Consider the following 26654-nt stretch of genomic DNA (forward strand, 5'->3'; position numbering starts at 1 on the left):
GAATGTTCGATTTCCACCCCCAGCTCAAGCAGCGCTTTGCTGCCTTGCGCACGGGCGCTGAATTCTTTTCTCTGCGATACGTGCGCGAGTCCGGCCAGTACCTGTCGGTACGCAAGAACGTTGCCGAACCTCCGAGCCTGAGCCGTGACGAAGGCGCGATGCTGACCGTTCGTGTCAACGGCGTTGAAGCCTACGCCGCGACCAACGACCTGTCGCCGCAAGGCCTGCAATCGGCGCTGGACCGAGCCGAGCAACAAGCTCGCCTGCTCAAGCCTCACGCGTTGCTCGACCTGCGTGAGCAAGCCGTTTCCAGCGACCGCGCCGACTATTTTTCGCCGAACCTCGAGCAGCCCTTCCCGTCCCTGAGCGATTGCTACCAACTGCTCGGCGCCGAATCCGCGGCAGTGCCCAAGGACGAGCGACTGGTGAACTGGCAGGTCAGCATCGGCATCACCCATGTCGAGCAGATCTACCTCAACAGCGCCGGCGCCGAACTGCGCCAGGCCCAGCGTTTCGTCTATCCGGGCCTCGATGTCACGGCCTACGACGGCAACGACAGCCAGACCCGCAGCCTCGGCCGCGAGAACTTCGGCCAGCAGGGCAGCGCTGATGTCATCAGCCGTTGCGGCCTGATCGGCGCCGGTCCAAAAGTTGCCGATCAAGCATTGCAATTGCTGCTCGCGCCGAACACGCCACAAGGCCCGCGCGACCTGCTGCTGATGCCTGATCAGATGATGCTGCAGATCCACGAATCCATCGGTCACCCGCTGGAACTCGATCGCATCCTCGGTGACGAGCGCAATTACGCCGGCACCAGTTTCGTCAAGGCCGAAGACTTCGGCCATTTGCAGTACGGTTCGAAACTGCTGAACGTCACCTTCGACCCGGACATTCCCGAGCAGCTTGCCAGCTACGGTCATGACGACGACGGCACTGCCGCGAGCAAGCAATTCCTGATCAAGCAGGGCTTGCTCCTGCGTCCATTGGGCGGTGCACTTTCGCAGTTCCGCGCCAGCATGGACGGTGTTGCCAACAGCCGCGCCTGCGGCTGGAACCGTCCACCGATCGACCGCATGGCCAACCTCAATATCGAGCCCGGCGATCAGCCGCTGGAACAACTGATCGGCAACATCGAGCACGGTATTTTGATGAGCACCAACCGTTCCTGGTCCATCGACGATGCGCGCAACAAATTCCAGTTTGGCTGCGAATGGGGCCAGTTGATCGAAAACGGCGAACTCAAAGGCGTGGTGAAAAACCCGAACTACCGGGCGATTTCCGCGCAGTTCTGGAAGAGCCTCAGCGCCGTTGGCGACGCCAGCACCTTCAAGGTTCTGGGCACGCCGAACTGCGGCAAGGGCGAACCGAATCAGGTGATCCGTGTCGGCCATGCATCACCGGCCTGCGTGTTCAGCAACGTGGATGTATTTGGGGGAGACGCCTGATGAGCACTTCAAAAAGTCAGGCTGATTCGTTCAAGGCCTTGGTCAACGGGTTGCGCGAGGCGATTCGCGAACCGGAGCAATTCACCCTCAGCTACGCCGCCGAGTCGTCGGCCTTCGTGCGTTTCAATCATGCCAAGGTGCGGCAGGCCGGACAGGTGCAACAGGCGAGCGTCGGTCTCAAACTGATCAACGACGGTCGCCACGCCGACCTCGACATCACGCTGTCGGGCGATGCTCACGTTGACGCCCAGCGTTTGGCCGAAGGCCTGCAACAGTTGCGCGACACCCTGCCGCTGCTGCCGCAGGATCCGTACTTGCTGCTCAACTACACCGGCTGGCAAAGCAAGAATGTGCAGGAGCATCCGCTGCCGGACACCGAGCAGGTGGTCGCCGAAATCACCCGGGCCGCCGAAGGGCTTGATCTGGTGGGTTTCTACGCCGCCGGCCCGATCAGTCGCGGCTTCGCCAGTTCTTCAGGCGCGTTCGGCTGGCATCAGGCCAACAGCTTCAACTTCGACTTCAGCCTGTTTCATGCAAACGGCCAGGCGGTGAAAGCCAGCTACGCGGGCCATGACTGGAACAGCGAAGGGTTTGCCCGGCGCTTCCAGCAGGCGCGAGAGCAGCTTGAGTTCCTCGGTCGACCATTGCGTACGTTGGCACCGGGTCAGTATCGCGCTTACCTGGCGCCGGCCGCGCTGGAAGAAATCATGGGCATGTTGTCCTGGGGTGGCTTTTCGGCGCAGTCGATTGCCAGCAAGAGCAGCCCGTTGCAGAAACTCTATGCGGGCGATCATTCGTTCAGTCCGCTGGTGTCCCTTGACGAGCAAGTCAGCGGTTCGTTGAGCCCGGCATTTTCTGGCGAAGGTTATCCACGCAGTGATCTGAAGCTGATCGTCGAAGGCAAGGCCGGCGCGCAATTGGTCGGCTCACGCAGCGCCGCCGAATATGGCCTGACGGCCAACGGCGCCAGCGGCGGTGAATCGCCGACCGCGCTGAACATGGCGCCAGGCGCGCTTGCCGATGCCGAGATCCTCAAGCAACTGGGCACGGGCTTGTACATCAGCAACCTCTGGTACCTGAATTACTCGGACCAACCGATGGCACGCATGACCGGCATGACGCGGTTTGCGACGTTCTGGGTCGAGAATGGCGAGATACAGGCACCGGTCAGCACCATGCGTTTTGATGACAGTGCATACAGTTTGCTGGGTTCGCAGCTGGAAGCGTTGACCGAAGAGCGCGAGTTGTTGCTGTCGGCGAGCACTTACAGCCAGCGGGCCACGGCATCGGCGCTGTTGCCGGGCGCGCTGATCAGCAAATTGACCTTGACCCTCTAAAAGCTTCGCGGGCAAGCCTCGCTCCTACAAGAACAGCGAAACCTTGTAGGAGCGAGGCTTGCCCGCGAAGAAGCCGCCACGGTTAATCAGATTCACACTGACAAGAGGTCCCATGCCCAACCGCCCGCCTCTCGACGCTGTCACCGCCCGCTGGTTGCCGTGGGTCGTCGCCATTGCCTTCTTCATGCAGTCCCTCGACGGGACCATCCTCAACACCGCCCTGCCGGCCATGGCCCGCGATCTGGCGGAAGACCCGCTGCGCATGCAGGGCGTGATCATCGCCTACATGCTCACCGTCGCGTTGCTGATCCCCGCCTCGGGCTGGATCGCCGACCGCTTCGGCACCAAGAAAATCTTCTTCGGCGCGATCCTGCTGTTCAGTTTCGGTTCGTTGCTCTGCGCCTTGTCGAGCAGCCTGAGCATGCTGATTGGCGCCCGAGTGATTCAGGGCCTGGGCGGTGCGCTGATGCTGCCGGTCGGGCGGCTGGTGGTGCTGCGGGCCTATCCGCGCTCGGAACTGGTGCGGATCATGGGTTTCATCACCATTCCCGGCCTGCTCGGCCCGTTGATCGGCCCGACCATGGGCGGCTGGATGGTGGAATACCTGACGTGGCACTGGATCTTCCTGATCAACCTGCCGGTCGGCGTCGTCGGTTGCTACGCGGTGTGGAAATTCATCCCCGACCTGCGCGGCACTGAACGCACGCGGTTCGACAGCCTCGGCTTTTTGCTGTTTGGCGCAGCGATGGTGCTGATCACCATTGCCATGGAAGGCCTCGGCGAACTGCACCTGCCACACCTGCGCGTGATGTTGCTGCTGTTCGGCGGCATGGCATGCCTGGCGGCGTATTGGCTGCGGGCCGGGCACATCGACAATCCGCTGTTCGCGCCGTCGCTGTTCAAGACCCGCACGTTCGCCGTCGGCATCCTCGGCAACCTGTTCGCCCGTCTCGGCAGCGGCGCACTGCCCTTCCTCGTGCCGTTGTTGCTGCAAGTGGCGCTGGGCTACTCGCCGTCGCAGGCGGGGATGAGCATGTTGCCGCTGGCAGCGGCGGCGATGGTCGCGAAGTCGGTGGCGCGGCCACTGATCGAGCGCCTGGGTTATCGCATTGTGCTGACCGGCAACACCCTGGCGCTGGGGCTGATGCTGGCAAGCATGGGCCTGGTCAGCGAGCAGACGCCGTACTGGCTGCTGCTGGGCATGCTGGCGATTCTCGGCGCGATCAACTCGTTGCAGTTCACCGCGATGAACACCGTGACCCTGATCGACCTCGATGACGCCAGCGCCAGCAGCGGCAACAGCCTGCTGTCGGTGGTCGCGCAATTGTCCCTGAGCCTGGGCGTTGCATGCGCTGGTGCGCTGCTCGGCGGGTTCACGGCAGAGATCGGAAACGACGGCGTGGACACGGTGCTGGGCGCGTTCCAACTCACGTTTGTGACCGTCGGAATCATGGCAATGCTGGCCGCGACGATCTTTTCGCAGCTGTCGAGAGAAGACGGACGGCGCGTCAAGCGTCCGGAAGAACACATCGAACCTTAGGGCCAATGGCCATGGGACTGGTACACTGCGCGACATTTTGTTTTGCAGGCCAGTCCCGTGACCACCATCGCCACCGCTTTTAATACTTTGCCGCTGTCCGCCGCCATGCTGGCTAACCTCGACTCCCTCGGTTATGCCCAGATGACGCCGATCCAGGCGCAAAGCTTGCCGGTGATCCTCAAGGGGATGGACCTGATCGCCCAGGCCAAGACCGGCAGCGGCAAGACCGCAGCCTTCGGCATCGGCCTGCTGAACCCGATCAATCCGCGCTTCTTCGGCTGCCAGGCGCTGGTCATTTGCCCAACGCGTGAACTGGCTGACCAGGTTGCCAAGGAAATCCGTCGCCTGGCCCGCGCCGAAGACAACATCAAGGTCCTGACCTTGTGCGGCGGCGTGTCGTTCGGTCCGCAGATCGGCTCGCTGGAGCACGGCGCGCACATCATCGTCGGCACTCCGGGCCGCATCCAGCAGCACCTGCGCAAAGGTTCGCTGGTGCTTCACGGCCTGAACACGCTGATCCTCGATGAAGCCGACCGCATGCTCGACATGGGTTTCTACGACTCCATCGAAGAAATCATCGCCCAATGCCCGGAACGTCGTCAGACCCTGCTGTTCTCCGCCACGTACCCGGTGGGCATCAAGCAGTTGGCCTCCAAGTTCATGCGCAACCCGCAGCAAGTGAAAGCCGAGGCGTTTCACGACGACACGCAGATCGAGCAGCGCTTCTACGAGATCTCTCCGGAAGAGCGCATGGACGCCGTGGTCAAAGTCCTCGCGCATCACCGCCCGGCCTCTTGCGTGGCCTTCTGCTTCACCAAGCAGCAGGTTCAGGAAACCGTCGATCACCTGACCGCCAAAGGCATCTCCGCCGTCGGCCTGCACGGCGATCTGGAACAACGTGATCGTGACCAGGTGCTGACGATGTTTGCCAACCGCAGTACTTCGGTACTGGTTGCCACCGACGTCGCCGCGCGTGGTCTGGACATCGATGCGCTGGACATGGTGATCAACGTCGAACTGGCGCGTGATTCGGAAATCCACATTCACCGCGTTGGCCGTACTGGCCGCGCCGGTGAAAAAGGCATCGCGATCAGCCTGGTCGCCCCGTCCGAAGCGCACCGCGCCCAGGCCATCGAGCAACTGCAGAAGTCGCCGTTGAGCTGGGATCAGCTGGACAACCTCAAGTCCCAGGGCGGTGGTCCGTTGCTGCCGCAAATGAGCACGCTGGTCATCGGCGCTGGCCGTAAAGACAAAGTGCGTCCGGGCGATATTCTGGGTGCGTTGACTGGCGATGCCGGGATTCCGGGCGCGCAGGTTGGCAAGATCGCGATTTTCGACTTCCAGGCGTTCGTGGCCGTGGAACGCGCAGTTGCCAAGCAGGCAGTGCAACGCCTGAACGACGGCAAGATCAAGGGCCGTTCGCTGCGCGTTCGTATCCTCTGATCACCTTGTAGGAGCCGGCTTGCTGGCGATGAACGATGACGCGGTCCGCCTGATGGACCGCGGCGCTTGCATCGCCAGCAAGCCGGCTCCTACAGGTTTCATGTCGGTTTTGAAATTTTTGAGGACACCGTTTTGCGCTCTACCGAAGTCGTGATCATTGGCGCTGGCGCCGCAGGGTTGATGTGTGCGCTGACCGCCGCCGGGCGCGGGCGCAAGGTGATGTTGCTCGACCACGCGAACAAGGCCGGCAAGAAAATCCTGATGTCGGGCGGTGGCCGCTGCAATTTCACCAACATGTACACCGAACCGGGTAATTTTCTCTCGCAGAACGAACACTTCTGCAAATCCGCACTGGCGCGCTACACGCAGTGGGATTTCATCGGCATGGTCGCCAAGCACGGCGTGCCGTACCACGAGAAGAAACTCGGCCAGTTGTTCTGCGATAACAAATCCAGCGACATCCTCGAAATGCTGCTCAACGAGTGCGATCAGGTTGGCGTCAACTTGCACCTGGACACGTCGATCCAGACCATCGAGAAGCTGGAAAGCGGCTATCTGCTGGACACCACACTGGGCCAGATCACCTGTGAATCCTTGGTGATCGCCACGGGCGGCCTGTCGATCCCGACGCTCGGCGCCACCGGTTTCGGTTACCAGGTCGCGAAGCAGTTTGGCCACGAACTGCTGCCGACCCGCGCCGGCCTGGTGCCCTTCACCATCACTGATCAGCTTAAAGAGCTTTGCACCGAACTGTCCGGTACATCGGTGGATTGCCTGGTGAGCTGCAACGATCAGAGCTTTCGCGAGAACATCCTGTTTACCCATCGCGGCCTCAGCGGTCCGGCGATTTTGCAGATTTCCTCGTTCTGGGAATCCGGCGACCCGGTAGAGATCAACCTGATGCCGGATCACGATGTGCCGAGCTGGCTGCAACAGCAGCAGGCCGAACGGCCGAACAGCGAGTTGAAAACCCTGCTCGGCGAAATCTTCACCAAGAAGATGGCCAACCTGCTGGCGGACAACTGGTTCGTTTCCAAACCGATGAAGCAGTACACCCACGCGGAAATTGCCGATATCGCCGAGAAGCTGGCGAGCTGGAAAGTGGTGCCGGCCGGGACCGAAGGCTACCGCACGGCCGAAGTGACCTTGGGCGGCGTCGACACCAACGAAGTCTCGTCCAAGACCATGGAATCGCTGAAAAGCCCTGGGCTGTACTTCATCGGTGAAGTGCTCGACGTGACCGGGCATCTGGGCGGTTTCAACTTCCAGTGGGCGTGGGCCTCCGGGTACGCCGCTGCGCAATTCGTCTGACGTACCGCGTTATCGTTCTTCGCGGGCAAGTCGGAACGCCGCCCGCTCGCTCCTACAGGTGATATGCCAGTTTTCAGGTGGCGCAAAACCTGTAGGAGCGAGGCTTGCCCGCGAAGGCGTCCTGACAGACGACATAGAACTTAAGGAACAGATTTTGCTGTCAGATGTGATCGGCGCCATTGCGTCGGCGTCATTACTGGCTCAATTTAGCGTCATTGCCTCGGAAGGCCCTCGCACTTCATGCCATCGACCCCTTTTCGTCAGTCCCTGCGTCGCCTCTGGGCGCTGGATAAATTCAGTTACAGCGTGCGGGTGTTCATCGCCCTGACCGGCAGCATGGCGCTGTGTTGGTATCAGGATGAAATGGGGCTGCTGATCCCGTTGTTCCTGGGGATCATCGCCAGCGCCCTGGCCGAAACCGACGACAGCTGGCAGGGCCGCCTCAATTCGCTGGCCGTAACGCTGGTTTGCTTCATCGTCGCGGCCCTGTCCGTCGAACTGCTCTTCCCCTACCCCGTCCTGTTCATCATCGCTTTCGCATTGGCCGCTTTCTGCCTGACCATGCTCGGTGCGCTCGGCGAACGTTATGGCGCGATTGCCTCGGCGACGTTGATTCTGTCGGTCTACACCATGATCGGCGTGGACCAGCGCGGCGGCGCAGTGACCGATTTCTGGCACGAACCGGTGCTGCTGGTGGCCGGCGCGGCCTGGTACGGTTTGCTTTCGGTGTTGTGGCAGGCGATGTTTTCCAACCAGCCGGTGCAACAGAGCCTGGCGCGGTTGTTCCGCGAACTGGGCTTTTACCTGAAGCTGAAATCGTCGCTGTTCGAGCCGATCCGGCAGATGGACGTGGAAGCGCGCCGACTGGAGCTGGCCCAGCAGAACGGTCGGGTCGTGGCGGCCCTGAACGCTGCCAAGGAAATCATTCTGCACCGGGTCGGCAACGGTCGACCGGGCTCTAAAGTCAGCCGTTACCTGAAGCTCTACTTCCTCGCTCAGGACATCCACGAGCGCGCCAGCTCCTCGCACTATCCGTACAACGCGCTGGCCGACGCCTTTTTCCACAGCGACGTGCTGTTCCGCTGTCAGCGCCTGCTGCGCCAACAGGGCAAGGCTTGCCGAGCGCTGGCGGAATCGATCCAGATGCGCCAGCCATTCATCTATGACGCCAGCTTTGCCGAAGCCCTCAGCGACCTGCACGCGTCCCTCGAACACCTGCGCATCCAGAGCAACCCGGCCTGGCGCGGACTGCTGCGCTCCTTGCGCGCCCTGGCCGCCAACCTCGGCACCCTCGACCGTTTGCTCAGCGATGCGAGCAACCCCGACGCCCTCGCCGACGCCACCGACAGCAGCCTGCTCGACCGTTCGCCACGCAGCCTCAAGGATGTGTGGATTCGCTTGCGCACGCAGCTGACGCCGACCTCGCTGCTGTTCCGCCATGCCCTGCGTTTGCCCCTGGCGTTGAGCATCGGCTACGGCATGGTGCATTTGATTCACCCGTCGCAGGGTTACTGGATCATCCTCACCACGCTGTTCGTCTGCCAACCGAACTACGGCGCGACCCGCCGCAAGCTCGGTCAGCGGATCATCGGCACCGCCATCGGCCTGACCGTGGCGTGGGCGCTGTTCGATCTGTTCCCGAATCCGCTGATCCAGTCGTGCTTCGCCATCGCCGCCGGCGTAGTGTTCTTTATCAACCGTACCACCCGCTACACCCTGGCCACAGCCGCGATCACGCTGATGGTGCTGTTCTGCTTCAACCAGGTCGGCGACGGTTACGGCCTGTTCCTGCCGCGACTGTTCGATACCTTGCTCGGCAGCCTGATTGCCGGCCTGGCGGTGTTCCTGTTCCTGCCGGACTGGCAGGGCCGACGCTTGAACAAAGTGCTGGCCAACACCCTCACCTGCAACAGCATTTACCTGCGCCAGATCATGCAGCAATACGCCGCCGGCAAGAGCGACGACCTGGCTTATCGCCTGGCCCGGCGCAACGCGCACAACGCCGATGCGGCGCTCTCGACGACGCTCGCCAACATGCTGATGGAGCCGGGGCATTTCCGTAAGGAGGCGGATGTCGGGTTCCGCTTCCTGGTGTTGTCGCACACCTTGCTCAGCTATTTGTCAGGACTGGGTGCACACCGTGAAACCCAACTGCCGGCAGACGTGCGCGAACAATTGATCGAAGGGGCCGGCGTGAAACTGGCGGCGAGCATCGATGAAATCGCTCAAGGGTTGGCGAGCAAACTGCCGATTGCGATTCAGAGTGATGAGGAAGAGGCACTGGCCAATGAGCTGGAGCAGATGCCGGATGAAATCGATGAAGGGCAGCGGCTGGTGCAGACGCAGTTGGCGTTGATCTGCCGGCAACTGGGACCGCTGCGGACATTGGCGGCGCATTTGATCAAGGACACCGGCGAGGATTGAGATGTGTGGTGAGTGGGCCGGCCTCTTCGCGGGCAAGCCTCGCTCCTACAAGTATCGCCGCGATACCTGTAGGAGCTAGGCTTGCCAGCGAAGAGGCCATCAGCAACACCGCAAAAACTACATCCCGTGCTGCTTCATCAACTGCTCATAACTGCCATCCGCTTTCATCTCCGCAATCTCACGGTCGAAACTGGCCACGATCTCTTCGTGGTGCGGATTTTTCAGGCTGACCAGAATGTGCAGGCTGTTCTCGCTCAACGGCTTGGGCAGGAACTCCACGGCATTGCGCACCTTGGCGGACTCCCGGGCCAGGTAATAACGCGCGACGTATTCGTCTTCCAGCGTCAGCTTGACCCGATCGGCAGCGACCATGCGCACGGCCATGGCGAAGCTGTGCACCGGGACCTTCTGCAGCGAGGCGTCCTCATCGAACGCCGGTGAATAGGCGTAACCGCGTACCACTGCAATCGGGTAAGTGTGCAGCTGCTGCAGGTTGTTGTATTCGATCGGTGCGTCCTTGCGCTTGAGAAAGCGCACGCGGTTGAGCAGGTACTCGCCGGAAAACCGGCCGAGCCTGGTGCGCTCTTCGGTATACCAGGCATTCACCAGCACATCGTAACGGCCTTCGCCCACACCCATCAGGGCGCGTGCCCAGGGCACCTGTTCAAAGTCACTGGCATAGCCGGCTCGCGCCAGCGCGGTGCTGACAATGTCCGTCGCCAGGCCGCCATTGAGCAGCGTCGCATCAGTAAAGGGTGGCCAGGCATCGGCTACCAGTCGCAGCTTTTCCGCTGCCGCGCTCTGAGTCAGCAACAGCAATCCGATCAAGGCCAAAGCTCGATGCAATCGCGGCATGCTCGAAAATCCTTAGCGGGCGGCTGCCCGACGTGTTTTCAGCCAAAACTCCAAGGCCCCGTAACGGCGAAACCCAGGTACCAACATTAGCTCATCGAAGCCACTGCACAGCGCTTCAGCCCAGATTACACAAAGAAGACAACGCCGCGCGAATTGAATGATGGCATTTTGGCCTTTGTCACAGATTTCTCTGCCATAAAGACATCTTTCGCCCAGGCGATTAGTATCGGAGCGACTAGGTCAACGGAATGTGAAGATGACAATCGATTGGATCTGCAAGCACCACAGTGATCTGGGCAAAGAGCAGCTGTACGCCATTCTGCAGCTGCGCTCAGAGGTTTTCGTTGTGGAGCAGAAATGCGTCTATCAGGACGTGGACGGCCAGGATCTGGAGGGTGACACCTGCCACTTGATGGCCTGGGACGGCGATCAGCTGGTGGCGTACCTGCGTTTGCTCGACCCGGAATTACAGGGCGGCGACGTGGTGATCGGCCGGGTGCTTACCGCCCCGCAGGCGCGCGGCAAAGGGTTGGGTCATGAGCTGATCGCCCTGGCGTTGAAGCAGGCTGCGAAGCGTTGGCCTGATGTGCCGGTTTATCTGTCGGCGCAGGCGCATTTGCAGGGGTATTACGGGCGGTACGGGTTTGTCGTGGCGGGTGAGGAATACGTGGAAGATGGCATTCCGCATATCGGGATGCGTCGTTCTTGAGGGCCTCTTCGCGGGCAAGCCTCGCTCCTACATGGACTTCATTGTTTCTGTAGGAGCGAGGCTTGCCCGCGAAGGCGCCAGATCAAACACCGCAGGAGCTAGGGATACTCCAACACCGCTTTAATCTGCCGCAGATTCCGCTCGATCCATCCCCGATCAATCGCTCCCCACTCGCGAATCCGATAGCGACCGGCATGGTTGCGCGCGCCCTCTTCCTGCTCGAACTCGCAAACGATATCCAGATCCGCCAACGCCGCAATGGTGTCCTGCGCCGTGCGCCGGGGCATGCCGGTCACGTCGGTCAATGCCGGGACGCTGCTGGCCAGCCCACTGTCGATCAGGTACGCCACGTATAAACGGCGATAGAAGCTGCTCTTGGTCTTGCTCACGTCCATCCACACACTCCTTGGCTACTGCATTTCCCGCCACGTCAGGTACACCCGCAAATCGAATTCGACCTGGTGATACCCCGGCAACATGTGTTCGCACAGCTTGTAGAACGCCTTGTTGTGATCCGATTCCTTGAAGTGCGCCAGCTCATGCACCACGATCATCTTCAGAAACTCGCAAGGCGCTTCCTTGAATAGCGAGGCCACGCGAATTTCTTTCTTGGCCTTGAGTTTTCCGCCCTGCACCCGCGAGATCGTGGTGTGCAGGCCGAGGGCGCGATGGGTCAGGTCCAGACGGTTGTCGAACAACACTTTATCGATGGCCGGGGCGTTACGCAGGTATTCCTGCTTGAGGTCCAGGGCATAGGCATACAGCGCCTTGTCACTCTGCACGTCGTGCTTTTGCGGGTAGCGCTTGTCCAGGTAATCGCCCAGCCGACCTTCGGTGATCAGCCAGCGCACCTGGTCCTGCAACTCTACGGGATAGGCCTGAAGGTATTTCAACGCGGTCATCGGGATAGGCAACATCAATTACTGAAAGGCCGCCAGTGTAGCGAATTCAGTCGACCAACGTGCTCCAGTCGAACGGCCGCACAAAGTCGCCGACGTCCTCGGCCATCATCGGCCGCGCCACCAGAAAACCTTGCACGTACTCGCAACCATTGGCTTGCAGCCATTCATATTGCGCGATGGTTTCCACGCCTTCGGCGATCACCAGCATCCCGTACTGCTTGCACAGGTCGATCACATTGCGCACCAACGCCGCATCCCGCGAGGAGTCCGGCAACCGGGCGATCACATGCCGGTCAAGCTTGAGCGTGTCCAGTTCCAGATCCCGCAGATGCGACAACGAGCACGGCCCGGAGCCAAAATCATCCAGCGCCACCCGCACCCCCAGATTGCGCAGCAAGCGCAGTTGTTTGCGGGTTTCATCGGGGTTGTGCATCAAGGCCTCTTCCGTGACCTCGACCTCCAGATGCCGCGCCTGCAAGCCATGGCGCTCCAGCACCTGACGCAACTCGGTGACCAGGTTGGGCATGCCGAACTGTGTACTGCTCAAGCTGACGCCCAGCACCAAATCTTCGGCAAACAAGGTTTCCCAGGCTTTGCGTTGCCCGGCGCCGCGATGATAAATCCAGCTGCCCAGGCGACTGATCAACCGCGCCTCTTCCAGCAACGGCAAAAACAGCCCTGGCGGCACGTCGCCGACGCTCGGATGCTGCCAGCGCAGCAGGGCTTCGAACCCGCGAATCTGCCCTCCGGCAATGGCCACCTGCGGTTGATACACCAGATTGAAATCGCGGTTTTCGATGGCGGTGCGCACACTTTCTTCGAGCATCAACCGTGAGCGCGCGCGACCGTTCATGTCATGGTCATAGAAGCGATATTGCTGACGCCCGGCACGCTTGGCTTCGTACATGGCGATGTCGGACGCTCGCAGCAAACCATCGAGATTGGCCCCGCAATCCGGATACGTGGCGATGCCGATGCTTGCCCCGAGGGCGATATCCAGCCCATCGATCTGCTGACAGATCGACACCCGCTCAATCAGCTTCTCGGCAATCTTGGCCGCTTGCTCGGGGAACTCCAGATCGAGCAGCGCCGTGAATTCATCGCCGCCCATGCGCGCCAGAATGTCGAAGGGTCGCAAGCAAGCCTTCAGCTGTTCGGACACCCAGCGCAACACGCGGTCACCGGCATCGTGACCAAGGGAATCGTTGACCCGTTTGAAACCGTCGAGGTCGAGGTACAGCAACACCCAGGCGCTGTCGTTACGCTCACCGCGCAGCAGCAGGTTTTCCACGGTCTGATAGAAACCACGGCGATTGAGCAGGCCGGTCAACGGGTCGGTCACCGCCTGGAATTCCAGCTGCTGATGCAGATGACGCACCACCGACATGTCGAGCACCGTCACCACCATCGCGTGTTGCTCGGTTGGCAATGGCGCGCATGAAAGTGCGACAGGCACCTGCTGGCCCGGCGCTGTACGCAATAGCGCATCGTGCAGGCGCAGGGTTTCGCCGCGTTTGTAACCGGCCAGCAGTTCTGAATCGGCCCAGACCGGAATATGTGGCTTTTGCAGGTAATCCAGAAACTCTTTGCCTTGCAGGTCTTGCACCGTGGCGTTGAGCAGTCGCGACATCGCCGGGTTGGCAAAGCGGATCAAACCGTCCTCGCCGACCACCAGGATGCCTTCCGCGGCGTTATCCAGCACCGAGGCGTTGAAGGCGCGTGCGACCTCCAGATCGTGGCTCAGGCGCTGCAACGCCCGGCGATTGCGCTGATGCTCCAGCAGCGCCTGGACTTTGGGCTTGAGAATCTGCGGGTCGAACGGTTTGAACAGGTAATCCACCGCACCACTGGCGTAGCCCTTGATCACGGCATCCTGGGACTGTTCGTTGGCGGTGAGGAAAATGATCGGCGTGAGACGGGTGCGCTGACTGCCGCGCATCAGGCGCGCCACTTCAAAGCCATCCATGCCCGGCATCTGCACATCCAGCAGCACCAGGTCGATATCGTGTTCGAGCAAAAGGCCGAGGGCTTCGAAACCGGACGCAGCAGTAATGACCTGCCAGTCCTGGCGCTGCAGCAACGCGCGCATGCTGATCAGGTTTTCAGGGTAATCATCGACGATTAAAAGGGTTGAGCTGCCTTCGGCTGGCGTGGGTTGCGCGCATTCCATGCTGCTTCTCTATGTCGGGGCGTCAGGCCGGTTTCTCGTGAAAACCGGACAAATATTACGTCTTCACTCTAGACCGGGATTCGCGAAAGCAGAAGATATCAGTACGCCATCATTTAACTAAAGGGTTCATTGCCCGACTAACGGTCGCCTCTACAGCCCGCTAAAACCGGGAAAGATGGCCTTTTAACAGGATTTTGACGTCATCCATTTGTCAGACAGACGTTAACAAAATAGCCTTCTACGCTTATAAAGACCGCCCCCAAAGGCGCGTGCTAGAGCTTCTGGTACGTCCGTGCCGCAAAATTCGTGGAAGCTTTGCCTATGATCGATCTCGCATCCTGGAACCTCAGCGTTCCCGTCGGTAACCCGCCGTACACCGTTGAAACGGCCAAACTGGTGAGTGGGTTCAAGGATCAATACTTCCACTCCGACACCGGCACACTGTTTTTCTGGTCGCCGGTGACCGGCACCCGCACCGAAAATGCCAAATACCCCCGCACCGAACTACGGGAAACCTACAGCAACGGCACCCTGAAAAACTGGTACTACCCGGACGCCGACAATTCCCTGCGCGCCACCCTGGCGGTGAACCAGGTGCCGAGCTCCGGCAAAATCGTCATCGGCCAGATCCACGCCTACGAAAGCCAGAAACCCATGGTGAAGGTCGAGTATCAGTACAAGACCACCACCAAGACCGGCAACATCGTCGCCAAAGTGCGCATGCACCCCGATGACGACGTAGGCCGGGTAATCACCATCGCCACTGGCGTGAAGCTGGATCAGGAGTTCTCCTACCTCATCCACCTCAGCCCTGGTGGTGCGTTGGGCATCAGTGCCGCGGGTTATCAGTGGGACACCAACATCAGCGCCACGTGGCGGGTCAAACCCCTGTACTTCAAGGCCGGGGTGTATGTGCAGGACAACACCGGGTACACCAGTGAAGGCGGTAAAGTGACATTTAGCAAACTGGATATTGATCACGATAAGTGATGTGAATCACGGCAGAACCTGTGGGAGCGGGCTTGCTCGCGAAAGCGTAGTGTCAGACGACATCAATTTTGAATGACACACCGCTTTCGCGAGCAAGCCCGCTCCCACAGGGGATCGCATTGACCATTAATCATCGCCCATAAAAAAACCCGCCTCTCGGCGGGTTTTTTGTGCAACTCAAACGCTGAAGGCTTAGTTAACCTTGGCGTTCAACTCACCTTTCAGATAACGCTGATACATCCCTTCCAGCGAAATCGCTTTGATCTTCGAAGCGTTGCCGGCAGTACCGAAGGCTTCGTAGCGAGCGATACACACATCACGCATCGCAGTCACGGTCGCGCCGAAGAACTTACGCGGGTCGAATTCGCTCGGGTTGGTGGCCATCAGGCGACGCATCGCGCCGGTGGATGCCAGGCGCAAGTCGGTGTCGATGTTGACCTTGCGCACGCCGTGCTTGATGCCTTCGACGATTTCTTCAACCGGTACGCCGTAGGTTTCTTTGATGTCGCCGCCGTACTGGTTGATGATCGCCAGCCACTCTTGCGGAACCGAAGACGAACCGTGCATTACCAGGTGGGTGTTCGGGATGCGTTTGTGGATTTCTTTGATGCGGTCGATGGCCAGCACGTCGCCGGTAGGCGGCTTGGTGAACTTGTACGCGCCGTGGCTGGTGCCGATGGCGATGGCCAGGGCGTCGACTTGAGTGCGTTTGACGAAGTCGGCAGCTTCTTCCGGGTCGGTCAGCATCTGGCTGTGATCCAGAACGCCTTCAGCGCCGATGCCGTCTTCTTCACCGGCCATGCCGGTTTCCAGCGAACCCAGGCAGCCCAGCTCGCCTTCTACCGATACGCCACAGGCGTGAGCCATGGCTACGGTTTGTTGGGTAACACGGACGTTGTAGTCGTAGTCGGTCGGCGTCTTGCCGTCTTCGCCCAGGGAGCCGTCCATCATCACCGAGCTGAAGCCCAGCTGAATGGAGCGCTGGCAGACGTCAGGGCTGGTGCCGTGGTCCTGGTGCATGCACACCGGGATGTGCGGGAATTCTTCGATTGCCGCCAGGATCAGGTGACGCAGGAACGGTGCGCCGGCGTATTTGCGAGCACCGGCCGACGCCTGGACGATCACCGGGGAGTCAGTCTTGTCAGCGGCTTCCATGATGGCGCGCATCTGCTCAAGGTTGTTGACGTTGAAGGCTGGAACGCCGTAGCCGAACTCGGCTGCGTGGTCCAGCATCTGGCGCATGCTGATAAGTGCCATTGTGTGTGTCTCTCCCGGTTTGGGTCGTTAATCGTGCCAGCCTGCCGGAGCGGCGGCGGCTATTCAAGTTATTGCAGATCGGGGGTTAATCCAGTCCGCTCATTCGGTATTACGCAGAAACCCTGTAGGAGCGAAGCTTGCTCGCGAAAGCGGTTTAACTGACACCACATGCGTTGAATGTGGCGCCCTCTTCGCGAGCGAGCTTCGCTCCTACAGGCTTGGCACAAGCCTTCAATTACTCGGCTTTACAACCGCGGCCGATCAAATCGTTGGTGGCGACCCAGTAAACCAGGCCTTCCTCACCTTTTATGTGAAACGCCAGCATGTCGTTGCTGTACAGCGAACCTTCGGCGCCTGGTTCAAGCTTCAGGCGATAGACCTGATCGGCCCCGCCGAGGCGCACGTCGACGGCCTTATGGCTGTCGTCAGTGTAGCGCCAGACCACTTTGGCCTGGCTGTCGCAGGTCCAGGTGGCCCAGCTGTCCGTCGATTGGGCCGGATTGAACAGGTCAAAATTCGAGCAACCTGCCAGCAGCACCAGCGCCGTAATGGCGATAAAACCTTTCATCCGTGTTCCTCGACTGACGGCGCACGCTGCCAGCCCTGAGTAAGGAGTCAGACCCGTCAAGGACAACCATGTTCCTTGGCGGGGGTCTGTGTTTCGTATTTGTCCAGGCCATCAGGCCCGGAACGCTTGTTGAGCACCGGGTTGGTTTCCGCTTGCCAGTCAGCCTGGTAGCAGCTTTTTTGTACCGATTGCGGCGCAGGTTCCGGTGCGGCCTTCGGGTTACTCCCGCAAGCCGCCAGTGAACCGGCGACGATCAACAGCGCTAGCGTCTTGACCATCTGAACACTCCTTTGCCTGGTCAAATCAGCGACCTCAGGCCTTGGCCCGACTTTCCAGGACTTCTACGGCCGGCAACACCTTGCCTTCGACGAATTCGAGGAATGCGCCGCCGCCGGTAGAAATGTAGGAGATCTGATCCGCTACGCCATATTTATCAATGGCCGCCAGGGTGTCGCCGCCGCCCGCGATGGAGAACGCCGAGCTTTCAGCGATGGCCTGGGCCAAGACTTTGGTGCCGTTACCGAACTGGTCGAATTCGAACACGCCGACCGGGCCGTTCCACAGGATGGTCTTGGACGACTTCAGCAGCTCGGCGAAATTCGCCGCGGTCTGTGGGCCGATGTCCAGGATCATGTCGTCTGCCGCAACGTCGGCGATCAGCTTGACGGTGGCGGTGGCGCTTTCAGCGAATTCCTTGGCGACCACTACGTCGACCGGCAGCGGCACGCTGACTTTGGCGGCGATGGCGCGAGCGGTGTCCAGCAGGTCCGGTTCGTACAGCGACTTGCCGACCGGGTGACCGGCTGCGGCCAGGAAGGTGTTGGCAATGCCGCCGCCGACGATCAGCTGGTTGCAGATCTGGCTCAGGCTGTTCAGCACGTCGAGTTTGGTCGATACCTTGGAACCGGCAACGATGGCTGCCATTGGTTGAGCCGGAGCGCCCAGGGCTTTGCCCAGTGCGTCCAGTTCGGCGGCCAGCAACGGGCCCGCGGCCGCAACTTTGGCGAACTTGGCCACGCCGTGGGTCGAACCCTCGGCGCGGTGAGCGGTGCCGAAGGCGTCCATCACGAACACGTCGCACAGGGCGGCGTATTGCTGGGCCAGTTCGTCAGCGTTCTTTTTCTCGCCCTTGTTGAAGCGCACGTTTTCGAACAGCACGATGTCGCCGGCCTTGACGTCAACGCCGCCCAGGTAATCGGCAACCAGCGGCACTTCGCGGCCCAGGGCCTTGCTCAGGTAGTCAGCGACAGGCTTGAGGCTGTTCTCGGCCGAGAACTCGCCTTCAGTCGGACGGCCAAGGTGCGAGCAGACCATCACGGCCGCGCCTTTTTCCAGGGCCAGCTTGATGGTCGGCAGCGAGGCCAGGATTCGCGCATCGCTGGTGACAACACCGTCCTTGACTGGGACGTTGAGGTCTTCGCGGATCAATACGCGCTTACCTTGCAGATCGAGGTCGGACATCTTCAACACGGTCATGGGTCGCACTTCCTACGGTTTTTTTGAAGTTGCTGTTTGCAGATAGTGTTCTGCAACGTCCAGCATTCGGTTGGCAAAACCCCATTCGTTGTCGAACCAGGCCAGGATGTTCACCAGCCGTGGGCCGGAAACTCGGGTCTGACTGGCATCGACGATCGCCGAATGTGGGTCATGGTTGAAATCACAACTTGCGTGGGGCAGCTCGGTGTAGGCCAGCAGGCCTTTGAGCGGGCCGCTGGTGGCAGCCTCGCGCAGAATCCGGTTGACCTCGGTGGCGTCGGTATCGCTCACGGTCTGCATCGTGATATCGAGGCAGGACACGTTCACCGTCGGCACCCGCACGGCTTTGGCCTGAATTCGCCCGGCAAGTTCCGGCAACAGGCGTTCGATGCCACGCGCCAGACCAGTGGACACCGGAATCACAGACTGAAACGCCGAACGCGTACGGCGCAGGTCTTCGTGGTGATAGGCGTCGATCACCGGCTGATCGTTCATCGCCGAGTGGATGGTGGTGATCGACACGTATTCCAGGCCGATGGCCTGATCCAGCAGGCGCAACAACGGAACGCCACAGTTGGTGGTGCAGGATGCGTTGGACACCAGCAGCTCGTCGCCGGTCAGGCAATCCTGGTTCACGCCGTAGACGATGGTGGCGTCGACATCCGCCTCGCTGGCCATCGGCTGGGAAAACAGCACGCGTGGCGCGCCGGCGTCGAGGAAACGCTGACCGTCTTCACGGGTGTGGTAAGCGCCGGAGCACTCCAGCACCAGATCGACGCCCAGGGACGCCCAATCGATGCCTTCGGGGGTGGCACTGCGCAGGACCTTCACGCAGTCGCCATTAATATGCAGACAATCGCCGTCGACCTTCACCTCGCCGGGAAAACGCCCGTGCGTGGAGTCGAAGCGTGTCAGGTATTCGATGCTGGCCATGTCCGCCAGATCGTTGATCGCGACAATTTCAAACCCGGCCGCCGAGCCTCGCTCAAACAACGCACGCAAGACGCAACGACCAATCCGGCCGTAGCCGTTGAGTGCAACTTTGTAGGGACGCGGTTGAGGCATGGGGGTTCTCGATGACGCTTGGGAATGTGGTCGCCAGGCCTGCCGTCTTCGCGGGCAAGCCTCGCTCCTACAGGTTTGCGATTGTTGAGGATCGGGATGACCCCAATTCCGCCAACAACGCTATCCCTTGTAGGAGCGAGGCTTGCCCGCGAAGGCGTCAGCCCCGATAACGCAACTTCTGGATCAGTCTTCCAGCAGCTCTTCAGCCTGACCCAGGATGTTTTCCAGGGTGAAGCCGAACTCTTCGAACAAGGCTGGCGCAGGCGCCGACTCGCCGTAGGTGGTCATGCCGATGACGCGACCTTCCAGGCCCACGTACTTGTACCAGTAGTCCGTGTGAGAGGCTTCGATGGCGATACGGGCGCTGACCTGCAACGGCAGGACCGATTGCTTGTAGTCGGCGTCCTGGGCATCGAACACGCTGGTGCACGGCATCGAAACGACGCGCACTTTGCGACCCTGCTCGGTCAGCTTGTCATAAGCCTGAACCGCCAGGCCGACTTCGGAACCGGTGGCGATCAGGATCAGATCAGGCTCGCCTGCACAGTCCTTCAACACGTAACCGCCACGGGAGATCTCTTCGATCTGAATCGCGTTGCGGGTTTGGTGCTGCAGGTTCTGACGCGAGAAGATCAAGGCCGAAGGACCGTCCTTGCGCTCCAGTGCGCACTTCCAGCTCACCGCCGATTCCACGGCGTCGGCTGGACGCCAGGTGTCGAGGTTTGGCGTGCAGCGCAGGCTGGCCAGTTGCTCGATAGGCTGGTGAGTCGGGCCGTCTTCGCCCAGACCGATGGAGTCGTGGGTGTAGACGTGGATCACGCGCTGCTTCATCAAGGCCGACATGCGCACAGCGTTGCGGGCGTATTCCATGAACATCAGGAAGGTCGCGCCGTAAGGCACCAGGCCGCCGTGCAAGGCAACGCCGTTCATGATGGCGGTCATGCCGAACTCGCGTACGCCGTAGTACATGTAGTTGCCGCTGGCGTCTTCAGCCGTGACGCCTTTGCAGCCTTTCCACAGGGTCAGGTTGGAACCGGCCAGGTCAGCGGAGCCGCCGAGGAACTCAGGCAGCAGCGGGCCGAATGCGTTGAGAGCGTTCTGGCTGGCTTTACGGCTGGCGATGGTTTCGCCTTTGGCAGCGACTTCAGCGATATAAGCATCGGCTTTCTCGGTGAAGTCGGCCGGCAGATCACCGCTCAGACGACGAATCAGTTCGTTCGCTTCGGTCGGGAAAGCGGCGGAGTAGGCAGCGAAACGCTGGTCCCACTCGGCTTCGGCAGCGCGGCCGGCTTCCTTGGCGTCCCACTCGGCGTAGATGTCGGCCGGGATTTCGAACGGACCGTGGTTCCACTTCAAAGCAGTACGGGTCAGTGCGATTTCCGCGTCACCCAATGGGGCGCCGTGGCAGTCTTCTTTACCTTGCTTGTTCGGCGAACCGAAACCGATGGTGGTCTTGCAGCAGATCAGGGTCGGCTGCGCGCTTTTGCGAGCGGTCTCGATGGCGATTTTGATCTCTTCAGGATCATGACCGTCGACGTTGCGGATCACCTGCCAGTTGTAGGCTTCGAAACGCTTCGGCGTGTCATCGGTGAACCAGCCTTCGACTTCGCCGTCGATGGAGATGCCGTTGTCATCGTAGAAGGCGATCAGCTTGCCCAGGCCCAAAGTACCGGCGAGCGAGCCGACTTCGTGGGAAATGCCTTCCATCATGCAGCCATCACCCAGGAACACATAGGTGTGGTGGTCAACGATGTTGTGGCCCGGACGGTTGAACTGCGCCGCCAGGACTTTTTCAGCCAGGGCAAAACCCACGGCGTTGGCCAGACCCTGGCCCAGTGGACCGGTGGTGGTTTCAACGCCCGGGGTGTAGCCGAGCTCCGGGTGACCCGGGGTGCGGCTGTGCAGTTGACGGAATTGCTTCAGGTCATCGATCGACAGGTCGTAGCCGGTCAGGTGCAGCAGCGAGTAGATCAGCATCGAGCCGTGGCCGTTGGACAGCACGAAGCGGTCACGGTCGGCGAACGATGGATTGCTCGGGTTGTGCTTCAGGTAGTCACGCCAAAGTACTTCGGCGATATCCGCCATACCCATCGGGGCACCGGGATGGCCGCTGTTGGCTTTTTGCACGGCATCCATGCTGAGGGCACGAATGGCGTTGGCACGCTCACGACGGCTGGGCATCGCTGATCTCCTAGGGTTTGAATAAAACGAAACGGAAAAAAGGCGAGCATTTTCCCTCACAGGCATGCCTCGCGGCAATGACAGATAGTCATCTGAAGGAGTTTTTCCAATGGATAAAGACGGTTTCGGCTGGTGAAACCTTTCTGCTATTCGTTTGTAGAGTGGAACAAGTCATCAGAAGTGCCACCCATCGAGCAATATCAAAACTTTTTGATATTGCTCTTGCGGTACTTTCTGACCGTCACTAGACTGCTGGCCCTATGAATTTACGCGTGCCTTCCATTCAACATGACGAGAGCGATGAGCTGGCGGCCCTGTGCAAGGCCGGTGGCGATCCTCTGCGGCTGAATGTATTGCGCGCGCTGGCCAACGACTCGTTTGGCGTACTCGAGCTGGCGCAGATCTTCGGTATTGGCCAGTCGGGCATGAGTCATCACCTCAAGGTACTGGCCCAGGCCGACCTGGTGGCGACGCGCCGTGAAGGCAACGCGATTTTCTACCGTCGCGCCCTGCCCCACACCGACCTGCTCGGCGGCAAGTTGCACGCCGCGCTGCTCGAAGAAGTGGACAACCTGACCCTGCCTGCCGATGTGCAGTCGCGGATCGGCCAGGTCCACGGGCAACGCGCAGCGGCCAGCCAAGACTTTTTCTCACGGGTCGCGGAGAAGTTTCGCGCCCAGCAAGACCTGATTGCCGGCCTGCCGCAGTACCGCGAAAGCGTGGTGGCCTTGCTCGATAAACTGAGCTTCAGCGAAGGCGCCACGGCCATCGAAGTCGGCCCTGGCGACGGTGCTTTTCTGCCGGAACTGGCGCGCCGCTTCACTCACGTCACCGCGCTGGACAACAGCCAGGCGATGCTCGAATTGGCGCGGCAGGTCTGCGAACGTGAAACGCTGGCTAACGTCAGCCTGCAACTGGCCGATGCATTGAATGGCGTAAGCCTCAAGGCCGATTGCGTTGTACTGAACATGGTGCTGCACCACTTTGCCGCGCCGGCCGATGCGCTCAAGCACATGGCCAAATTGCTGCAACCGGGCGGTAGCCTGCTTGTGACAGAGTTATGTAGCCACAACCAGAGTTGGGCCAGGGAGGCCTGCGGTGATCTCTGGTTGGGGTTTGAACAGGACGATCTGGCCCGTTGGGCCACCGCTGCGGGACTCGTTCCCGGGGAAAGCCTCTATGTAGGCTTACGTAATGGTTTCCAGATTCAGGTCCGCCACTTTCAGCGGCCAACTGGCGACACTCACCATCGGTAAATTCAGGAAAAAATCGAGATGAGCGAATACTCCCTCTTCACCTCCGAGTCCGTGTCCGAAGGGCATCCGGACAAAATCGCCGACCAGATTTCCGATGCGGTGCTGGACGCCATCATTGCTGAAGACAAGTTCGCCCGTGTGGCGTGCGAAACGCTGGTAAAAACCGGCGTGGCAATCATCGCAGGTGAAGTCACCACGTCGGCCTGGGTCGACCTGGAAGAAATCGTGCGTAACGTCATTCTGGACATCGGCTACAACAGCTCCGATGTCGGCTTCGACGGCGCCACTTGCGGTGTGATGAACATCATCGGCAAGCAGTCCCCTGACATCAACCAGGGTGTTGACCGTGCCAAGCCTGAAGATCAGGGCGCCGGCGACCAGGGCCTGATGTTCGGCTACGCCAGCAACGAAACCGACGTGCTGATGCCAGCACCGATCACGTTCTCGCACCAACTGGTTCAGCGCCAGGCCGAAGCCCGTAAATCCGGCCTGCTGCCTTGGCTGCGCCCGGACGCCAAGTCGCAAGTGACTTGCCGTTACGAAGGCGGCAAGGTTGTCGGTATCGACGCCGTTGTACTGTCGACCCAGCACAACCCTGAAGTGTCGTACAAAGACCTGCGCGAAGGCGTGATGGAGCTGATCGTCAAGCACGTGCTGCCTGCCGAACTGCTGACCAAAGACACCCAGTTCCACATCAACCCGACTGGCCAGTTCATCATTGGCGGCCCAGTGGGTGACTGCGGTCTGACCGGTCGCAAGATCATCGTCGACAGCTACGGCGGCATGGCCCGTCACGGCGGCGGCGCGTTCTCCGGTAAAGATCCATCGAAGGTTGACCGTTCCGCGGCCTACGCCGGTCGTTACGTGGCGAAGAACATCGTCGCTGCCGGCCTGGCCGAGCGTTGCGAGATTCAGGTTTCCTACGCGATCGGTGTTGCCCAGCCGACTTCGATCTCGTTGAACACCTTCGGCACCGGCAAAATCAGCGACGACAAAATCGTCAAACTGGTTCGCGAAGTGTTCGACCTGCGTCCGTACGCAATCACCACCATGCTTGACCTGCTGCACCCGATGTACCAGGAAACCGCAGCGTACGGCCACTTCGGTCGCACCCCGGCAACCAAGACCGTGGGCGAAGACACCTTCACCACGTTCACCTGGGAAAAAACCGACCGCGCCGACGACCTGCGTTCGGCTGCCGGCCTGTAAGACCTCCCCGGCGGTACCAAAAGCCCTGCACGGTTCGCCGTGCGGGGCTTTTTATTGTCTTGCCTTTGAGACCGAGTCGCCCCCATCGCCGGCAAGCCGGTCTCGCTCCTACATTGGAATGCATTTCCCTGTAGGAGCGAGCCTGCTCGCGAAGAGGCCAGCCCAGTCACCCGGAAACACCAGGCAAAACACCCACCGTCCCCGCCAGAAAATACTGACTAGCCTTCAAGCATCCCCCTGAGCAAGGACGCTCACGATGCTTCTGCGCCTGTTTTCTGTTTTTTCTCTGAGCTTTTTTTGCCTCACTACAACCGCAGCCGACTGTCCCGACTGGCCGCCCGTCAGGGCTCTGGACGAAATCACCACCCTGCAAAAACAGATCGACACCTGGGATGACAGTTATCACCGCCATGGCCGCTCGTTGGTCGCCGACGAACTTTACGATCAAGCCCTCGCTCGCCTCACCGAATGGCGCAGTTGCTTTGACTTGGGCCTGACGCCCGAACCATTACGCACGGCTGGCGGCAAAATTACCCACCCCATTGCCCACACGGGCCTGGAAAAAGCGCGGGACAGTCATGCGGTCGAAAACTGGTTGCGCAGCCGCGAGGACATCTGGGTACAACCCAAAGTCGATGGTGTGGCGGTGACGCTGATCTACCGCAAGGGCGTACTGCACCAGGCAATCAGTCGCGGCGACGGATTAAACGGGCAAGACTGGACGGCCTCGGCGCGACTGATCCCCGCCATCCCCCGACAACTGTCGCGCCCGCTGGACTTGCTGGTGCAAGGCGAACTCTATTGGCGACTGGTCGACCATGTGCAAGTCAAAGCCGGAAGCCTCAATGCCCGCACCACCGTGGCCGGCTTGATGGCGCGCAAGGAACTCAGCCCTGAGCAGGCCACCGGCATCGGCCTGTTTATCTGGGACTGGCCACAAGGCCCGGCCGGTCTGCCTGCTCGCATCGCTGCTCTGGATGAGCTGGGTTTGCCGAGCATCGCGCCTTACAGTCAGCCGGTACAGACAGTTGCCGATGCTGAACACTGGCGCGATTACTGGTACCACTCGCCCCTGCCCTTTGCCAGTGACGGTGTGGTCCTGCGCCAGAGCCAACGGCCTTCGGCCGAGCGCTGGCAGGCAAAAACACCGTACTGGGCCGTCGCCTGGAAATACCCCTTTGCCCAGGCGTTGGCCGAAGTACGCAAAGTCGACTTCAAGGTCGGCCGCACCGGACGGATCACCCCCGTGCTGGACTTGAAACCGGTGACGCTCGATGACCGGCAGATCAAGCGTGTCAGCGTCAGCTCACTGCGGCGCTGGGAGGAGCTGGACATCCGCCCCGGCGATCAGGTGTCCATCAGCCTCGCGGGACTGACCATTCCCCGGCTCGACGGCGTCGTATTACGCGCCGCCGAACGCCCAGCCTTGAACGCGCCGCTGGCAGCGGACTTTCATCATTTGAGTTGCTGGCAACCGACGCCGGGCTGTGAAAGCCAGTTTCTCGCGCGACTGACCTGGCTCAGCGGCAAGCAAGGGTTGGCCATGCCTCATGTCGGCCCAGGAACATGGGAGAAACTTTTCGAAACAGGCCACCTGAACGGCCTGCTGGATTGGTTGACCCTCGATGCTCAAGAGCTTGCTAACATTAACGGCTTCGGCGAGCGCAGCAGTACTCGTCTTCTAAACAGTTTCAACAGTGCCCGCCAACGCCCTTTTGCTCGCTGGCTCAAAGCTCTGGGTTTACCACCAACCGGCCAGGCAAACCTCGCCGACTCCTGGCAGGAACTGGCACAACGAAATACCGAACAATGGCAGGCCGAAGCCGGCATAGGCCCGGGACGCGCGGCGCAATTGAGCGCATTTTTCCGCGACCCGCAGGTCCTGGCCTTGAGCGACACATTACGTGCGGCGGGGATCGACGGTTTTTAGCAACCGCAGATTCTCGCCCGCCCGGGAACCCAAAGAGGCCGACGAGCTCAAACGCCCATCGCCCTATCGACCCGATTGCACCTGCACATGGAGCTTTTATGAAATTTCTTTCACCGCTCGCCCTGCTGACCCTTTGCAGCGTGATGGCCGCGCCACTGATGGCCGTCGAAGAGGCCCCGGGGCTGACCGGTTGTGCCGCCAAGAAACAGGGCATCATCAACCAGATCGAACTGGCCAAATCCCATGGCAACGCCGAACAGCAGGCAGGCCTGGAAACGGCACTGAGCGAAGTCACTGCGCATTGCACCGACGCTTCGCTGAAGAAGGAGCGGGAAAACAAGGTCCTCGACGCCAAGCATGACGTCAGCCAGCGCCAGGCCGACCTCGACAAAGCCATGAAGAAAGGCGACCCCGAGAAGATCAACAAGCGCAAAGACAAACTGGCCGAGTCGCGCAAGGAACTGCAGGACGCGCTCGACGAGCTGGATAAATAAGAAAAGGTAAAGTCAGGAATTTGTAGCGTTCTTCAGGGAGCTTCGCGAGCAGGCTCGCTCCCACAGGTGAATGCATTCCAATGTGGGAGCGA

General features: G+C 60.5%; 22 protein-coding genes. 12 read left to right on the forward strand and 10 right to left on the reverse strand.

From position 1 onward, the window contains the following. Positions 1-2 precede the first annotated feature (2 nt). The 6 genes from ACM6IO_RS29795 to yccS all read left to right on the forward strand — a co-directional run bounded on the left by ACM6IO_RS29795 (position 3) and on the right by yccS (position 9500). The gene (locus ACM6IO_RS29795) at positions 3-1445 is read left to right on the forward strand and encodes a TldD/PmbA family protein (RefSeq protein ID WP_223554212.1); all 1443 of its coding nucleotides are present in this window, start codon (positions 3-5) and stop codon (positions 1443-1445) included. Beyond that, the gene (locus ACM6IO_RS29800) at positions 1445-2782 is read left to right on the forward strand and encodes a TldD/PmbA family protein (RefSeq protein ID WP_253405274.1); all 1338 of its coding nucleotides are present in this window, start codon (positions 1445-1447) and stop codon (positions 2780-2782) included. Before ACM6IO_RS29795 ends, ACM6IO_RS29800 begins: the two co-directional genes overlap by 1 nt. Before the next feature lie 112 nt (positions 2783-2894). Continuing rightward, complete coding sequence (gene mdtD / locus ACM6IO_RS29805) at positions 2895-4322, forward strand: multidrug transporter subunit MdtD (RefSeq protein WP_223413605.1); 1428 nt, start codon at positions 2895-2897, stop codon at positions 4320-4322. Positions 4323-4427: 105 nt separating this feature from the next. Then, a complete protein-coding gene (dbpA, locus tag ACM6IO_RS29810; RefSeq protein ID WP_230427581.1) occupies positions 4428-5765 on the forward strand; it encodes an ATP-dependent RNA helicase DbpA in 1338 nt (445 codons plus the stop codon). Between the two features lie 132 nt (positions 5766-5897). Next, positions 5898-7076, forward strand: coding sequence for an NAD(P)/FAD-dependent oxidoreductase (locus tag ACM6IO_RS29815; RefSeq protein WP_192227574.1), 1179 nt, complete (start codon positions 5898-5900; stop codon positions 7074-7076). A gap of 240 nt (positions 7077-7316) precedes the next feature. Next, a complete protein-coding gene (yccS, locus tag ACM6IO_RS29820) occupies positions 7317-9500 on the forward strand; it encodes a YccS family putative transporter (RefSeq protein WP_192227573.1) in 2184 nt (727 codons plus the stop codon). A 117-nt stretch (positions 9501-9617) separates the two neighbouring features. Here yccS and ACM6IO_RS29825 read toward each other — a convergent pair whose 3' ends face one another. Beyond that, a complete protein-coding gene (locus tag ACM6IO_RS29825; RefSeq protein WP_008033284.1) occupies positions 9618-10355 on the reverse strand; it encodes a substrate-binding periplasmic protein in 738 nt (245 codons plus the stop codon). Positions 10356-10611: 256 nt separating this feature from the next. Between ACM6IO_RS29825 and ACM6IO_RS29830 the strand changes: the two genes are divergently transcribed. Further along, positions 10612-11064, forward strand: coding sequence for a GNAT family N-acetyltransferase (locus tag ACM6IO_RS29830; protein ID WP_414912713.1), 453 nt, complete (start codon positions 10612-10614; stop codon positions 11062-11064). A gap of 98 nt (positions 11065-11162) precedes the next feature. Here the strand turns inward: ACM6IO_RS29830 and ACM6IO_RS29835 are convergent, their stop codons facing one another. The 3 genes from ACM6IO_RS29835 to ACM6IO_RS29845 are packed head-to-tail and all read right to left on the reverse strand — an operon-like array spanning position 11163 to position 14136. After that, positions 11163-11459: a winged helix-turn-helix domain-containing protein gene (locus ACM6IO_RS29835; RefSeq protein ID WP_008033286.1), complete on the reverse strand. Its 297-nt coding sequence runs from the start codon at positions 11457-11459 to the stop codon at positions 11163-11165. A 15-nt stretch (positions 11460-11474) separates the two neighbouring features. After that, positions 11475-11966 (reverse strand): YgjP-like metallopeptidase domain-containing protein, encoded by a 492-nt coding sequence (locus ACM6IO_RS29840; protein ID WP_032832888.1) that lies wholly within the window; start codon positions 11964-11966, stop codon positions 11475-11477. A 46-nt stretch (positions 11967-12012) separates the two neighbouring features. Next, a complete protein-coding gene (locus ACM6IO_RS29845; protein WP_192227570.1) occupies positions 12013-14136 on the reverse strand; it encodes a putative bifunctional diguanylate cyclase/phosphodiesterase in 2124 nt (707 codons plus the stop codon). A 321-nt stretch (positions 14137-14457) separates the two neighbouring features. Here ACM6IO_RS29845 and ACM6IO_RS29850 point away from each other — a divergent pair, with 321 nt between their 5' ends. Beyond that, positions 14458-15126, forward strand: a complete 669-nt coding sequence (locus ACM6IO_RS29850) for a polysaccharide lyase family 7 protein (protein ID WP_192227569.1) — start codon at positions 14458-14460, stop codon at positions 15124-15126. A 192-nt stretch (positions 15127-15318) separates the two neighbouring features. Here ACM6IO_RS29850 and fba read toward each other — a convergent pair whose 3' ends face one another. The 6 genes from fba to tkt all read right to left on the reverse strand — a co-directional run bounded on the left by fba (position 15319) and on the right by tkt (position 21673). Then, a complete protein-coding gene (gene fba / locus ACM6IO_RS29855; protein WP_007981624.1) occupies positions 15319-16383 on the reverse strand; it encodes a class II fructose-bisphosphate aldolase in 1065 nt (354 codons plus the stop codon). 235 nt (positions 16384-16618) lie between these two features. Continuing rightward, a complete protein-coding gene (locus tag ACM6IO_RS29860) occupies positions 16619-16951 on the reverse strand; it encodes an MliC family protein (RefSeq protein ID WP_414912714.1) in 333 nt (110 codons plus the stop codon). 56 nt (positions 16952-17007) lie between these two features. Continuing rightward, entirely contained in the window at positions 17008-17229 is a 222-nt protein-coding gene (locus tag ACM6IO_RS29865; RefSeq protein WP_008033291.1) for a hypothetical protein, read from the reverse strand. A 34-nt stretch (positions 17230-17263) separates the two neighbouring features. Further along, positions 17264-18427 (reverse strand): phosphoglycerate kinase, encoded by a 1164-nt coding sequence (locus tag ACM6IO_RS29870; RefSeq protein WP_008033293.1) that lies wholly within the window; start codon positions 18425-18427, stop codon positions 17264-17266. Positions 18428-18439: 12 nt separating this feature from the next. After that, on the reverse strand, positions 18440-19492 hold the full coding sequence (epd, locus tag ACM6IO_RS29875) for an erythrose-4-phosphate dehydrogenase (RefSeq protein ID WP_008033294.1): 1053 nt from the start codon (positions 19490-19492) through the stop codon (positions 18440-18442). Positions 19493-19675: 183 nt separating this feature from the next. Further along, entirely contained in the window at positions 19676-21673 is a 1998-nt protein-coding gene (tkt, locus tag ACM6IO_RS29880; protein WP_414912715.1) for a transketolase, read from the reverse strand. 260 nt (positions 21674-21933) lie between these two features. Here tkt and ACM6IO_RS29885 point away from each other — a divergent pair, with 260 nt between their 5' ends. The 4 genes from ACM6IO_RS29885 (at position 21934) to ACM6IO_RS29900 (ending at position 26562) form a co-directional block, all read left to right on the forward strand. Then, a complete protein-coding gene (locus tag ACM6IO_RS29885; RefSeq protein WP_207284861.1) occupies positions 21934-22929 on the forward strand; it encodes an ArsR/SmtB family transcription factor in 996 nt (331 codons plus the stop codon). Positions 22930-22947: 18 nt separating this feature from the next. Further along, positions 22948-24138 (forward strand): methionine adenosyltransferase, encoded by a 1191-nt coding sequence (gene metK, locus ACM6IO_RS29890; protein ID WP_008033298.1) that lies wholly within the window; start codon positions 22948-22950, stop codon positions 24136-24138. Between the two features lie 256 nt (positions 24139-24394). Next, entirely contained in the window at positions 24395-26068 is a 1674-nt protein-coding gene (ligB, locus tag ACM6IO_RS29895; protein ID WP_192227568.1) for an NAD-dependent DNA ligase LigB, read from the forward strand. Between the two features lie 98 nt (positions 26069-26166). Then, positions 26167-26562 carry a DUF1090 domain-containing protein gene (locus tag ACM6IO_RS29900; protein ID WP_008045011.1) on the forward strand — a complete coding sequence of 132 codons (396 nt, stop codon included), beginning with the start codon at positions 26167-26169 and terminating at the stop codon, positions 26560-26562. The last annotated feature ends 92 nt before the right edge of the window (positions 26563-26654 follow it).

This window comes from Pseudomonas sp. IT-P44 (assembly GCF_949768225.1).
GTDB classification, from domain to species: domain Bacteria; phylum Pseudomonadota; class Gammaproteobacteria; order Pseudomonadales; family Pseudomonadaceae; genus Aquipseudomonas; species Aquipseudomonas migulae.